This is a genomic window from Moraxella catarrhalis (assembly GCF_001632285.1).
Classification (GTDB): domain Bacteria; phylum Pseudomonadota; class Gammaproteobacteria; order Pseudomonadales; family Moraxellaceae; genus Moraxella; species Moraxella catarrhalis.
This window is the reverse complement of sequence record NZ_LWAH01000012.1, coordinates 139,359-152,959: the sequence shown is the minus strand read 5'-3', so window position 1 is coordinate 152,959 and position 13,601 is coordinate 139,359. Positions and strand designations below refer to the sequence as shown.

At 41.8% G+C, this 13,601-nt stretch carries 12 protein-coding genes and 1 pseudogene; 4 read left to right on the top strand and 9 right to left on the bottom strand.

Features of this window, described 5'->3' with window-relative positions; all coding sequences use genetic code 11:
* Positions 1–4 precede the first annotated feature (4 nt).
* Positions 5–799 carry an ABC transporter ATP-binding protein gene (locus A4U55_RS02770; RefSeq protein WP_003657581.1) on the top strand — a complete coding sequence of 265 codons (795 nt, stop codon included), beginning with the start codon at positions 5–7 and terminating at the stop codon, positions 797–799.
* A 406-nt stretch (positions 800–1,205) separates the two neighbouring features.
* Positions 1,206–3,782, top strand: a complete 2,577-nt coding sequence (gene clpB / locus A4U55_RS02765) for an ATP-dependent chaperone ClpB (protein ID WP_003663086.1) — start codon at positions 1,206–1,208, stop codon at positions 3,780–3,782.
* 52 nt (positions 3,783–3,834) lie between these two features.
* On the opposite strand, the pseudogene A4U55_RS02760 reads toward clpB, so the two are convergent.
* The 9 genes and pseudogenes from A4U55_RS02760 to A4U55_RS02720 all read right to left on the bottom strand — a co-directional run bounded on the left by A4U55_RS02760 (position 3,835) and on the right by A4U55_RS02720 (position 10,034).
* Positions 3,835–4,600, bottom strand: a pseudogene (locus tag A4U55_RS02760) (NRDE family protein).
* 30 nt (positions 4,601–4,630) lie between these two features.
* Positions 4,631–5,020, bottom strand: coding sequence for a stringent starvation protein B (locus A4U55_RS02755; protein WP_003657579.1), 390 nt, complete (start codon positions 5,018–5,020; stop codon positions 4,631–4,633).
* Between the two features lie 2 nt (positions 5,021–5,022).
* Entirely contained in the window at positions 5,023–5,646 is a 624-nt protein-coding gene (locus A4U55_RS02750) for a glutathione S-transferase N-terminal domain-containing protein (protein WP_003657578.1), read from the bottom strand.
* A gap of 137 nt (positions 5,647–5,783) precedes the next feature.
* A complete protein-coding gene (locus tag A4U55_RS02745; protein ID WP_003657577.1) occupies positions 5,784–6,509 on the bottom strand; it encodes a cytochrome c1 in 726 nt (241 codons plus the stop codon).
* Positions 6,509–7,714, bottom strand: coding sequence for a cytochrome b (locus A4U55_RS02740; RefSeq protein ID WP_003657576.1), 1,206 nt, complete (start codon positions 7,712–7,714; stop codon positions 6,509–6,511). Before A4U55_RS02740 ends, A4U55_RS02745 begins: the two co-directional genes overlap by 1 nt.
* Before the next feature lie 23 nt (positions 7,715–7,737).
* Positions 7,738–8,322, bottom strand: coding sequence for a ubiquinol-cytochrome c reductase iron-sulfur subunit (petA, locus tag A4U55_RS02735; RefSeq protein WP_003657575.1), 585 nt, complete (start codon positions 8,320–8,322; stop codon positions 7,738–7,740).
* A gap of 517 nt (positions 8,323–8,839) precedes the next feature.
* The gene (gene rpsI / locus A4U55_RS02730) at positions 8,840–9,226 is read right to left on the bottom strand and encodes a 30S ribosomal protein S9 (RefSeq protein WP_003657574.1); all 387 of its coding nucleotides are present in this window, start codon (positions 9,224–9,226) and stop codon (positions 8,840–8,842) included.
* A 9-nt stretch (positions 9,227–9,235) separates the two neighbouring features.
* Entirely contained in the window at positions 9,236–9,667 is a 432-nt protein-coding gene (gene rplM / locus A4U55_RS02725; RefSeq protein WP_003657573.1) for a 50S ribosomal protein L13, read from the bottom strand.
* 178 nt (positions 9,668–9,845) lie between these two features.
* Positions 9,846–10,034: an NF038104 family lipoprotein gene (locus A4U55_RS02720; protein WP_003657571.1), complete on the bottom strand. Its 189-nt coding sequence runs from the start codon at positions 10,032–10,034 to the stop codon at positions 9,846–9,848.
* Between the two features lie 230 nt (positions 10,035–10,264).
* Between A4U55_RS02720 and mnmG the strand changes: the two genes are divergently transcribed.
* Entirely contained in the window at positions 10,265–12,163 is a 1,899-nt protein-coding gene (gene mnmG, locus A4U55_RS02715) for a tRNA uridine-5-carboxymethylaminomethyl(34) synthesis enzyme MnmG (RefSeq protein ID WP_003665636.1), read from the top strand.
* A 323-nt stretch (positions 12,164–12,486) separates the two neighbouring features.
* A complete protein-coding gene (locus A4U55_RS02710; protein ID WP_003660320.1) occupies positions 12,487–13,443 on the top strand; it encodes an AEC family transporter in 957 nt (318 codons plus the stop codon).
* Positions 13,444–13,601: the final 158 nt, after the last annotated feature.

The following is a 13,601-nucleotide window of genomic DNA, read 5'->3' as shown; positions in this document are numbered from 1 at the left end:
TACCATGTTACAAGCTACCGATCTTCGCCTAACCTTTAATCTTGGTACGCCCATCGAAAATCCTGCACTGCGCGGACTGTCGTTATCAATTGCTGATGGCGAGTTTGTGACAGTGATTGGTACCAATGGTGCTGGTAAATCCACTTTCTTAAACGCCATCAGTGGGGCGGTGCGTGTCGATAGCGGCAGCATCAAAATTAATGGTCAAGATGTCACTCGCTTAAAGACGCATCAGCGTGCCAAACAAGTGGCGCGTGTTTTTCAAGACCCCATGGCAGGTACTTGTGAGGCACTCACCATTGAGGAGAATATGGCACTGGCTTACAAGCGTGGCGGTATGCGTGGCTTAGCAGGTGCGTTAAATCACAAAAATCGTGAGTTATTTCGTGAAAAGCTATCCATCTTAAAACTTGGGTTGGAAAATCGCCTAACTGATCGTATGGGACTTTTGTCAGGCGGTCAGCGTCAGGCGGTCAGCCTGTTGATGGCAAGCCTACAGCCCTCAAAAATTTTGCTGCTAGATGAGCATACGGCGGCACTCGATCCAAAAACCGCTGCTTTTGTTTTGGATTTGACTGATAAAATTGTCAGTGAAGGGCGTCTGACTACGATGATGGTGACGCATTCCATGCAACAAGCACTCACGCATGGCACTCGTACTGTCATGCTCCACCAAGGTCAAGTGATGCTGGATGTATCAGGGGATAAAAGGCAGGGCATGAATGTTCAAGACTTATTAAATATGTTTGAAAAAACTCGTGGTGAAAAGGTGGAAGATGATCGCTTGATTTTGGGCTGAGAGTTGTATGGATTTAGTTTGTATAAGCTTGGTTTATCGTCTGATAAGTAAACCTTTAAAGCAAAACGAATTGATATCACCACACATGACATCAATGATCATGATTATGATAACAGGGTAAGCCATTAACCCTGTTTTTTTATTGTTAAGAAAATATATTTTTATTCATCCGATGAATATCATAGGGCGATACTTTTGTGATTTAGACTATCTGATTAAAAAATTATTATATGAGTAAAATCAATAATTTATAAAAATAGTTGTGGATAACTTTAGCCCACTATTGAAAAATCTAGCACTATCTACCATATAATAGCCAATAATGCAATGTATATTTATTGATATTTTGTCATTAATAAATCTTAATGAATATATAGTGCCAATGATTATATTTAAGGATAATTATATGAATTTTGAGAAATATACTCGAACACTGCAAGAGGTTATTCGTGGGGCACAGCAAAGCAGTCTTGGGCATCATCATACTGCAATTGCCCCTGTGCATTTGCTGAGTGCTGTGGCTGATAATCATACTGCACTGTCCATCATTGAGGCGAGCGGTGCAAATTTAGCACGGCTACAAGATGAGATTAAGACACTGCTTTCTTATCAAGCGGTGATCAATCAGCCCACAGGACAAGTGAATTTATCACCTGAAACTATCAAGGTCTTACAGGCAACAGAAAATTATGCGGCCAAAGCAGGCGATGAGTTTGTACCGATTGAATGGCTGATTTTGGCACTATTTGAGAATAAATCACTCAATAAAGCCTTTGTATCATCAGGTGTGACCGCCCAAAATTTACAAACAATTATGAAAAATATTCGAGGAGATGAGGCTGTGACCAATCAAAATAGTGAACAAAATCGACAAGCATTAGATAAATATACCATCAATCTTACTGAGCGTGCGATGGCAGGTAAGCTTGACCCTGTGATTGGGCGTGATGATGAAATTCGCCGTACTGTACAGGTGTTATCTCGCCGTACCAAAAATAATCCAGTGCTTATCGGTGAAGCAGGTGTTGGTAAAACTGCCATCGTTGAAGGGCTTGCTCAGCGTATCGTTAATGGTGAAGTGCCTGAAAGCCTAAGAAATAAAAGCGTGCTATCGCTGGATATGGGTTCTTTGATTGCTGGTGCGAAATATCATGGTGAGTTTGAGGAGCGACTAAAAGCGGTGCTAAATGAGCTTGCCAAACAAGACGGCAATATCATTTTATTTATTGATGAGCTACATACCATGGTGGGTGCTGGTAAGACCAGTGGTGCAATGGATGCTGGCAATATGCTTAAGCCTGCACTTGCTCGTGGTGAGTTACGCTGTGTGGGTGCAACAACTTTGGATGAGTATCGTCAATATATTGAAAAAGATCCAGCACTTGAGCGTCGTTTCCAAAAAGTCTTGGTAGATGAGCCGACTGTTGAAGATACCATCGCCATTTTGCGTGGTCTAAAAGAGCGTTATGAGCTACACCATGGTGTCAAAATTATGGATTCGGCCATCATTGCTGCCGCTAAGATGAGCCACCGCTATATCACCGATCGTCAGCTGCCAGATAAGGCAATTGATTTGATTGATGAAGCTGCCAGCCGTATCAAAATGGAGCTTGATAGTAAGCCTGAAAGTTTGGATAAGCTAGATCGTCGTATCATTCAGCTAAAAATGCAGCTAGAAGCTGTAAAAAATGAAGAAGATGCTGGTGCAAAATCACAAGTCAAATCACTTGAGCAGCAAATTGATGACGCACAAAAACAGTATAGTGAGCTTGAAGAGGTTTGGAAAGCTGAAAAAGTAGGTGTTGAAAAAAGTAAACAGCTTCAAGCCAAGCTAGATACCGCACGCATCACCTTAGAAAAAGCATTGCGTGAAGGGGATTATGCTCGTGCTTCACAGCTACAATATGGTGAAATCATTGCACTTGAAAAGCAATTGGCAGAAGAGCAGACAGATGAGCCAGAACATGCACCCAAGCTACTTCGTAATAAAGTGACTGATAACGAAATCGCTGAGGTTGTGTCGCATGCCACAGGCATTCCTGTTGCCAAAATGCTTCAAGGTGAGCGTAATAAACTGTTGGCGATGGAAGATGTATTACATGAGCGTGTCATCGGTCAAAATGAGGCAGTGGCGGCGGTCGCAAATGCGGTACGACGCAGCCGTTCGGGCTTGTCAGATCCTAATAAGCCAAGCGGTTCTTTCTTATTTTTGGGACCGACGGGCGTGGGTAAAACTGAGCTGACTAAGGCATTGGCAAATTTCTTATTTGACTCTGAAGATGCGATGGTTCGTATCGATATGAGTGAGTACATGGAAAAGCACAGTGTTTCACGCTTGGTGGGTGCACCTCCAGGTTATGTCGGTTATGAAGAAGGAGGTGTGCTGACCGAAGCGGTACGCCGTAAGCCGTACAGCGTTGTACTCTTTGATGAAGTTGAAAAAGCACATCCAGATGTCTTTAATATCTTACTGCAGGTGCTTGATGATGGTCGATTGACTGACAGTCAAGGTCGTGTGGTGAACTTTAAAAATACTGTCATCATTATGACCAGTAACTTAGGCAGTCATGCGATCCATGAGATGACAGACTCGCCTTATGAAGACATCAAGACTGCGGTAATGGCGTCGGTCACTGGACATTTTAGACCAGAATTTATCAACCGTATCGATGAGATTGTTGTCTTTCATGGTTTGGGTGCAGATCAAATGACGGGCATTGCTGAAATTCAGCTTGATCGTTTGCGTACACGCCTTAAAGAGCGTGAGCTTGGCCTTAGTGTGAGTGATGAGGCGATGAATCATTTGGTATCGGTGGGTTATGATCCTGTCTTTGGTGCTCGCCCATTGAAGCGTGCGATTCAGCAAGAGATTGAAAATCCATTAGCACAACTTTTATTATCTGGTGAGTTCACCACGGGAGATACCATCTTTGTTGAGTGGTTGAATGATCAATTCACCTTTAATAAGCTGCGTTATAGCTGATTTGTTGATCTAGCCTATCATCAAAAACCATCGGCAAACTGTCGATGGTTTTTTATTTGTATTGTAAATGACCAGACCAAGAAAATATTTGACCCATATGCTTACCCTGTTGCTGTTTTTCTTGCCAAGTCAGATGATGATTTTGAAGACACAGTAAATTTGAAACCCGTGTACCATAATTTGAGCTTTGAATAAAAATACTGGATAATAACCGCTCCAAATATAGATCAACACCTGTATTGGGCAATTGATTATCCTTGGCTTTTTGTGTATCTTCAAGCACTTGCCACACCGCTTGGCTTAACTTTGGCGTGATGATCAAACCATCAAAATCAAGGTTTTGCCTGACTAAAGGTAGAATTTCTTGATAAAAATGCATTCTTAAATGTGTGCATTTAAACCATTCATCACTGATAAGACCATGTGATAAGGTATACACGCCATGCCAGTAAGGTTGGTGCTACGCCTTTGTTGCTCATGTAGGCAGCTTGAGTGCGATCACCGACAATGAGATTAAATCCTGCATAATCTGTTTGTGATGGTTTTAAGCATGTCAAAAATTGTAATGGTGTCATTTGTGAGTCAAGATAATTTTGCACCAATGTGCCATGCGAGGTGGCGTACAATTTTTTATCCTGTCCATCACGAAAATTGGTCAAAACTGCCCAGCGACCTGATAGATTCACACCCATCCAAGTGCCACCCGCCTGCTTGTCTCGCCCTGCAATAATACCATCACAGGCGTGCAGCGGTAAGGTTGGACGCGCATAAAATTCATCTCGATTTGAGATTAATAACAGTGGTGTCTTAGGTAACACCTGTCAAGCCAAAGCAACAATGCACATTGGCTAGTCCAATACTCTGAGCGTTGAGCCTTTTAAAGTTGGTCGATCTTCATCGGTTTTGGGCGATTGATGATTGGCATATTCGCCAGGATCAAAAAATGCACCATGCTTGGGGTCTTCTTTGGCATATATTGCCATCAAGGCTGCCATGGGTATCCAAATATCAGAAGAGACACCGCCAAATCTGGCAGTAAAACTAATGGCATCATTATGAATTTGTAGATTGTGCGTGGCTTGATAAGAAGCGGCTAGCACCAAGCGACCATCTTGGGCATACTCAAGCGGTGCAACAACATCGTCATGTGTCGCATCAATCATCAGATAGGGGGTAAAATCGTTATCCTCTATCCATTCATGAAAAGCACGTACGATATAAGGGCGTTTTGGGGTCATAATCATTCCTTAAAAGAAATACTATTAATAAAGCTTGGTCTGGCAAATTGCTGTTCTTGATAGTGTATTAACGGGCGTATGAGATGTGTCGGAAGATGAACGCCCATTTTATTTAGTCGCCAAAGTAGTGGCAGTAATAACACATCACACCATCCAAAAGTATCCGACATAAAATACGGTTTATGCCCAAACAGCGGTGCGATTGTTACCAGTGAATCGCTTAATGACTTTCTGGCGGCTGTCGCAGCCTGAATATCAAAGCTGTCAGAATGGGTCAGTAGAGTATAGCCGTGCTTTAGCCAGTCTTTTTGTAGTCGCCACGCCAGTTGACGCACTTTGGCTCGCTCACTTGGTGCATCAGGCATCAGCCGTGGGACTCGGTGGCGTTCTTCAAGATACTCAAAGATGACATTATGTTCATATAGTGAAATGTCTCGATTGACCAATATGGGCAGGGTGTGATAAGGATTTAGCTCAATCAGCTCTTCAGGGCGCTCCTCACCAATGAACACAGTTTCATAATTTAAGTGTTTTTCTTCAAGCAATAGCCGTACGATATGGCTATTAATTCCATGATCAGCATAAAGAATAAATTGTGTTAAAGAAAGATGAGGTAAATTTGCCATGTGTAGCGATGATATAAATGAGCCTCTTAGTGTATCAAAATTTTTGCTTTAAGTGTGAAATTATGTGCTTAGACCTAACATCATTATTTGTATAAAAATAAAAAAGACCGAATATTTTCGGTCTTTTTTGGCAGATTTTATTTGACATCTTTCCAGAATTCTTTATTGAGCAGATAAACTGGAATTAATAAAATTAATAAGAATAAAATAACAAAAGCACCATAAATCTTACGGTCATGGCGAACAGGTTCAGCCATCCATGCCATGAAGTTGACCAAATCGCCAACACGCGCTTCATATTCTTCTTTGCCAAGTTCTTCTTGTAGATTATGAAGAACATGAGGCATGGCTGCATTTGCAAGTACTAGGTTATTAGCCCCCCAAGGACGGCTTGGGTCTTCATAGAATGACAGTAAATAAGTATAGACCCAGTCATCACCACGCAGGCGAGTCTCTAAAGACAAATCAGGCGGTGCAGCACCAAACCATTGGCTTTGTAGTTCTGGGTCAATCCCTGCATTAATATGGTCACCAATGGCATCACCTGTGACAAGCAAATATTTTTCAACCAATTCAGGTGGGATGTTTAAATCTTGAGCCAATCTTGAATGACGCACATATTGGGCTGAGTGGCAACCTGCACAATAATTCATAAACATGGCAGCACCGCGTTGCAGTGAGCCTTTGTTGGTTAAATCAATTGGAGCTTTGCTACATTCTAAGGTAACAACCGTACCATCAGCTTCGGTATATTCACCACAACCATGACCACCAGAGGCTAGGGCGTTGGTACTGGCAAAAGCACCAACCGTTGCCAATACCGCACCTGCACCAAATTTGATCAGTGAATTAAGTACTTTCATCAGTGGCCTCCGGTAACGCGTTCTGGTGGTTGTTTACACTTCTCAATCGATGTATAAAATGGCATCAATAAGAAATATAGGAAGTAGAGTATGGTACAAATACGACCAATAATTGTTGCAGTTGGGGTTGAAGCTGTACCACCCAGATAGCCTAGAGTAACAAAGCTGACAACAAAGATTGCTAATGCAATTTTTGATAACATGCCTTTATAACGAATAGAGCGTACTGGTGAGCGATCTAACCATGGTAGAACAAACAATACGGCAATAGCAGCACCCATAGCGATAACACCACCAAGTTTATGAGGTACTGCACGCAAGATGGCATAAAATGGCATATAGTACCATACAGGTGCAATGTGTGGCGGTGTTTTTAGTGCATTTGCAACCTCAAAGTTTGGCTTTTCTAGGAAGTAGCCGCCCCCCTCAGGTACAAAAAATACAACAGCAAAGAAACAGATAAAGAAGACAACAATACCGACCATGTCATGCACAGTATAGTATGGATGGAATGGAACGCCATCAAGCGGTACACCATTTTTGTCTTTGAGTTTTTTGATATCAATACCATCTGGGTTGTTTGATCCAACATGGTGCAATGCCACTAAGTGCATGAATACCAAACCAACCAAAACTAAAGGAATGGCGATAACATGCAAGGCAAAGAAGCGGTTTAGAGTGATACCAGAGATCAGATAGTCACCACGAACCCATTCAGCCAAAGCATCACCGATAAACGGAATGGCAGCAGGTAAATTCAAGATAACCTGAGCACCCCAATAAGACATATTACCCCAAGGGAGTAAATAACCAAAAAAGCCTTCAGCCATCAAGCATAGGTAGATGCCCATACCGATCAGCCAAACCAGCTCACGCGGTTTTTTATATGAGCCGTACAATAAACCACGGAACATATGCAAATAAACAACGATAAAGAATGCAGATGCACCTGTTGAATGCATATAGCGAATTAGCCAACCACCTTTAACATCACGCATGATATATTCAAGCGATGCAAATGCGCCTTCAGCACTTGGGTTAAACATCATGGTTAACCAAATACCTGTTACCAATTGGTTCACCAAGACGACCATTGACAAGACACCAAAAAAATACCAAAAGTTGAAATTTTTTGGTGCATAGTATTTGGACATATGGTATTCATAAGTTTCTGTGGCAGGATAGCGTGCATCTACCCAGCTCATGAACTTCTTAGCAATACTCATGATTAAGCCTCCCCAACGGTCAAGATTGAGCCATCGATACTATAAATTGGCACAGGTAGGTTTGTAGGGGCAGGTACGCCATTATAAACACGCCCGGCTAAATCATACAAAGATCCATGGCAAGGACAGAAGAAACCACCAAACCAATCAGCACCGCCTAAATCCGCTGCACCAACTTCAGGGCGGTAGGTTGGTGCACAGCCAAGATGTGTACACACACCTTCGACCACCAAAAGCTCAGGTTGTAGCGAACGCGTCTCATTTTTACACGCTTCAGGCTGAACTGAAGCCTCAGAATTGGGATCGCTTAATTTTGGGGTTACTTTGCTAAGATTTGCTACCATCTCTTCGGTGCGTTTGACAACAAAGATGGGTTTGCCACGATATTTAACGGTGATCATTTGACCGTTCTCGATGCCTGAAATGTCTTGAACGACAGCAGCACCTGCAGCTTCTGCTTTGGCACTCGGATACCAAGATCGCACAAACGGGGTGGCAATCGCTCCAACACCAACTGCTCCAATGGCAGCGGTGGTTGCAATCAGGACTCTACGGCGTTTAATATTCACGCCTTCGGCATGGCTCATTAAAACTTCCTCCAGAAAAAGAATGGGAATATTCCCATACTGGGTGTGTGGCTATAATAAAACACTTTTATTAAATTTGCCACATTTGCTGTGCCTATTTTTGCTAAATATGACTATTTTAAGCTATTTTTGTAATAAAATAAATTACTCTTTTACAAACTTATCAAAAAAGTCAAAAAAAAATTGAGTGATTGAACGAAAATGTATCTTTATCACATATTAGCTGGTTAAAAGGGTTTGAAAAAACTAATATACTTAAAATTTTCGTAAAAGATTATCTCTATAATGTTACCATATTTTAAAAATTTTTTCTGCATTAAAGCTGATAAAATACGCAGAAATTGCAAATATTTAACTCAAAATTGAGAAATTTAGCACTTGCAATAACTGTCATTAAACCAATAAGACTGATAGGTATTTTTGACTTACCACGATAATTTGATTAATGAGCTGATGAAAAATAAGTGTAAAAAAACTCTCGATAAATCGAGAGCTTTTTTGAAACGATAAGTGTGAATTAGCGTTTTGAAAATTGTGGGCGTTTACGAGCTTTGCGTAGACCCAATTTTTTACGCTCAACTTCACGAGCATCACGAGTTACAAAGCCAGCTGCTTTAAGTGCAGGCTTGTGGCTTTCATCAGATTCAATCAATGCACGAGTAATACCGTGACGGATTGCACCTGCTTGACCATTGATACCACCGCCAACAACAGTGATATAAAGATCGACGCTGTCAGTAAGCTCAAGTAGCTCTAGAGGCTGACGAACAACCATGCGTGAAGTTTCACGACCAAAATATTCGTCCAATGATTTGCCATTAACAACAATGTTACCTGTGCCTTTTGACAAGAAGACACGAGCGGTAGAAGTTTTGCGGCGACCAGTGCCGTAATTGCGTTCCATAATGTCTCCTTAGATGTCTAATGCTTTAGGTTGCTGAGCTGTATGTGGATGTTCGGTGCCTGCATACAGTTTTAGCTTTTTAATCATCGCATAGCCCAAAGGACCCTTTGGAAGCATGCCTTTAACAGCTTTAAACAACACATCTTCAGGCTTGTGTGCAAGAAGTTTAGTGAAGTTAGTTTCTTTAATACCGCCTGGATAGCCAGTATGACGATAGTATTTTTTATCCTGAGCTTTTTTGCCAGTAACAGCAATTTTGTCAGCATTGATAACAACGATATAATCGCCTGTATCAACATGTGGAGTGTACGATGGCTTATGCTTGCCACGAAGACGAGAAGCAATCTCAGAAGCTAGGCGACCCAGAGTTTTGCCTTCAGCGTCCACGACATACCAGTCATGTACAACTTCAGCGGGTTTGGCACTGATAGTAGTAGTCATATAAAACCTATTTAGTTGAGTTTGAGAGTAATACAAATAAAAATGTCAAGCCTAAGCTTGATTTTACTTGTTTTTAGATTTGGGGAAACGAAGGGCTCTCAAAAAACAGTTGCGATTATATCAAATCATTATGGCGTTATGCAAGCGTTATTTTGAGAGTTTTTAGCCGATGACATGGTTATTTTTTCTTATCTTTTTTATCGTTACTATCATTTGGAATGATTGCTTTACCGATGGCAACAGTACCTTTTACAACAACTTTGGTTGTTTTATAGGCAATTTTGGCAGGTACAGTGACAACTTTATGAACACAAGCACTCAGTAGGGTGCAAGTCATAAATATGGCTAAAACAGAAAAAAGTTTCATAGGCTTACATAATTATATTAAATATTTCGGTTGTATTAGTCGGTTTTGGTAAAGGTTATTTGGTTAATTTAAGCAAATTTTGACAGTTAAACAAAATTTAAACGACTTAAAAATGACTTAGTGTTATTGAATTTTATGAAATTATCGCACAGATTATGTTAAAATAGCAAGTTTTTATAAAATTAAAATTACTGATTTGGCCTATTAAGCAAGTCTATTGGAAACAATCCATGAATGCAATCTCTTATACTCATCCCAAAACATTTGATGTCATCGTCATCGGCGGTGGTCATGCAGGCACAGAAGCATGCCTTGCCGCCGCTCGCATGGGTGCTAATACCCTACTTATCACGCATAACATTGAGACGCTCGGACAGATGAGCTGTAATCCTGCCATTGGCGGTATTGGCAAATCGCATTTGGTGCGTGAGGTGGATGCACTTGGTGGGGCGATGGCATTGGCAACCGATAAGGCAGGCATTCAGTTTCGGGTGCTAAACAGCCGTAAAGGGGCAGCAGTGCGAGCCACACGCGCCCAAGCTGACCGTATTTTGTACAAGGCAGCCATTCGCCACACGCTTGAAAATCAGCCAAACCTGACAATTTTTCAGCAATCTGTGGATGACATCATTGTTGAAAATACTCGTGCGGTGGCGGTGGTAACAGCCACAGGCATTCGTCTAAATACTCGTGCGGTGGTGCTGACATCAGGGACATTTTTGGGCGGAGTGATTCATGTGGGCTTAGACCATCAAAGTGGTGGCAGAGCAGGCGACATGCCCGCCATTCGTCTTGCTGACCGTTTGCGTGAATTAAAACTGCCTGTTGGACGCCTAAAAACAGGCACACCTGCTCGCATTGATGCTCGTACGGTGGATTTCTCCGTGATGACCGTGCAGTCAGGCGATACACCTTTGCCTGTCATGAGTTATATGGGTGATGTTGCCATGCACCCACGCCAAATCAACTGTTATATCACCCACACCAACGAACGCACGCATGAGATTATCCGTGCCAATCTTGACCGCTCCCCCATGTTTAGTGGTAAGATTGAGGGGGTTGGGCCACGCTATTGCCCGAGTATTGAAGATAAGATTCATCGTTTTGCTGACAAAGACAGCCATCAGATTTTTATTGAACCTGAGGGGCTAACAACCCATGAATTGTATCCCAATGGCATCTCAACAAGCCTGCCTTTTGATGTTCAGCTTGAATTCATCCATAGCATGAAAGGGCTTGAAAACGCCCACATTACCCGTCCAGGTTATGCCATTGAATACGACTATTTTGACCCACAAAATCTAAAACCGACTTTAGAGACTAAATCTATTGATGCCTTGTATTTTGCAGGGCAAATCAATGGCACAACAGGCTATGAAGAGGCAGCAGCACAGGGGTTATTGGCAGGTCTTAATGCCGCACGCATGGCACTTGATGAGCCATCATGGGTACCACAAAGACACGAGGCTTATCTGGGTGTGCTTGTTGATGACTTGATTACCCATGGTACCAAAGAGCCATACCGTATGTTCACAAGCCGTGCCGAGCATCGCCTGATTTTGCGTGAGGATAATGCTGATGCACGCTTGACCGCCATCGGACGAGAGCTTGGGTTGGTGGACGATGAACGCTGGGCGAGATTTAGTCAAAAAATGGAGTCTATTGCCAGCGAAACCGCCCGCCTAAAAGACATTTGGGCGACCCCAAACAATGCCATTGGTCAAGATTTTATGGCAAACACAGGTGAGATTTTGACCAAAGAGAATTCGTTACTGGATTTATTAAAACGCCCAAATATCACCTTTGACGACATTGCCAAAGTGTCAGACAGTACAGTGAGTGCTAAGGTGGGTGAACAGATTGAGATAAGTGTTAAATATCAAGGTTATATTGAGCGTCAAAATGATGAGATTGAGCAAATGAAACGCCTTGAAAATACGCTCTTACCGCTTGATTTTGACTATAAAAGTGTGTCTGGTTTATCCAATGAGATTGTCCAAAAATTAAGCCAAATCCGTCCGACAACGCTTGGGCAGGCAAGTCGCATCAGTGGCGTCACCCCTGCGGCGGTCAGTCTTTTGGCGATGACGATAAAGAAACTTAAAAAAACGCAAGCAGTGATGACATGATTGAGCGTGATATGAAGCAAATATCTTTTGAGTTTGGGCAAAATCAACCCCCCCAAATTCACTTAAAAGCCATTGATTTATTTGCAGGGATTTTTTTAACAACTTAAGATTTCTGTTAGCGATGCCAAGCCTATCAGCAAGTTGGTAATAGCTTGCTGTAGCTGTTTTATGCTTTGGTAAAAGAGATTTATAAGCAGTTTGATGAGTGGTATGATGAATTTATCTAAGCAGATTTTAGCATTGAAAAATCATTTTGGAACCCAATCAAATCAACAGTTCATCAAAACAGTTCAAATGACCTCTTGGGTAGATTAAGGAATGTGATGTTACAAGCCATTGGCTTTGCCTTTTCAATTGTCTTGCCAAATCTTTTTTTGATGGCTTTGGGTTATGATATGAAAAGGCGTTCAGCACTCAATGCTGAATTTATCGAGGTAGCGTCAAGCATTGTGTTTAATTATTGTCTGCCTTGTTTATTATTTTTTAGTGTCCTAAAAAGTGATGTGCAGATTTTGGCACAATCTAAGCTTTTGCTGGCAGGATTTATCACAACTTTTACATTGTTTTTTTTGGCAGAGATTTACGCTAAGTTTTTTATCAGCGAGCTTAAAGATAAGGGCGTGTTTGTGCAAGGGGTGTTTCGCTCAAACATGGCAATTGTTAGTCTTGCGACCGTTTTTAATGCATACGGTAGCGAAGGCTTGGGTGTGGGTGCAATTTATATGGGGGTTATCACCATTTTATATAATGTTTTGGCGGTCATCACCTTATCACGTACCACCCAAAAAGCGGACAGCGTATTTATGCAAGCCAAAAGTATCTTGGTTAAAATCATCAAAAACCCACTGATCATCGCTTTGGTGTCTGCCTTCGTTTATAAAGCACTTGATTTGCCCATGTTGCCAGAATTTATTAATAAAACAGGCGGATTATTAGGGGCGGTCGCATTGCCACTTGCACTGATTTGTGCTGGTGCTACTTTGAATATCAAATCCATGATAAGCTTATCAGGATTGTCCATGCAGGCAAGCATTGGGCGTATTGTCATTGCACCACTCTTAGCGGTGGTGGTGGGTGTGGCATTTGCCTTAGAACCTTTGCAATTTGGCGTGTTATTTTTGATGGTAGCAAGCCCAGCAGCTGCCGCAAGTTATGTCATGGCAAAGGCGATGGGCGGTAATGATATACTGGCAGCAAACATTTTGGGGTTTACGACAGTCTTTGGGATGATTGGCATGGCGGTGGGCATGGCATTGTTAAGGGTGCTTGGCTGGGCTTAACCTCTATTATTTTTTTGTGTATACAAACTGTAGCACAAACACAACAAATGATTAGTGGTAAATTTTGGCTAAATTGTTATTATAAGAATAATCCAATGAAAGATGGTTAAGCCATTAAAATTCATTAAAATTCATTAAAATTTTTTATACACTTAGCT

What these genes read in the sequence shown, in the direction of transcription:
- A4U55_RS02770 (WP_003657581.1), top strand. Translation starts at nt 5, where the DNA reads ATGTTACAAGCTACCGATCTTCGCCTAACCTTTAATCTTGGTACGCCC.
- clpB (WP_003663086.1), top strand. Translation starts at nt 1,206, where the DNA reads ATGAATTTTGAGAAATATACTCGAACACTGCAAGAGGTTATTCGTGGG.
- A4U55_RS02755 (WP_003657579.1), bottom strand. Translation starts at nt 5,020, where the DNA reads ATGACCCCAAAACGCCCTTATATCGTACGTGCTTTTCATGAATGGATA.
- A4U55_RS02750 (WP_003657578.1), bottom strand. Translation starts at nt 5,646, where the DNA reads ATGGCAAATTTACCTCATCTTTCTTTAACACAATTTATTCTTTATGCT.
- A4U55_RS02745 (WP_003657577.1), bottom strand. Translation starts at nt 6,509, where the DNA reads ATGAAAGTACTTAATTCACTGATCAAATTTGGTGCAGGTGCGGTATTG.
- A4U55_RS02740 (WP_003657576.1), bottom strand. Translation starts at nt 7,714, where the DNA reads ATGAGCTGGGTAGATGCACGCTATCCTGCCACAGAAACTTATGAATAC.
- petA (WP_003657575.1), bottom strand. Translation starts at nt 8,322, where the DNA reads ATGAGCCATGCCGAAGGCGTGAATATTAAACGCCGTAGAGTCCTGATT.
- rpsI (WP_003657574.1), bottom strand. Translation starts at nt 9,226, where the DNA reads ATGGAACGCAATTACGGCACTGGTCGCCGCAAAACTTCTACCGCTCGT.
- rplM (WP_003657573.1), bottom strand. Translation starts at nt 9,667, where the DNA reads ATGACTACTACTATCAGTGCCAAACCCGCTGAAGTTGTACATGACTGG.
- A4U55_RS02720 (WP_003657571.1), bottom strand. Translation starts at nt 10,034, where the DNA reads ATGAAACTTTTTTCTGTTTTAGCCATATTTATGACTTGCACCCTACTG.
- mnmG (WP_003665636.1), top strand. Translation starts at nt 10,265, where the DNA reads ATGAATGCAATCTCTTATACTCATCCCAAAACATTTGATGTCATCGTC.
- A4U55_RS02710 (WP_003660320.1), top strand. Translation starts at nt 12,487, where the DNA reads ATGTTACAAGCCATTGGCTTTGCCTTTTCAATTGTCTTGCCAAATCTT.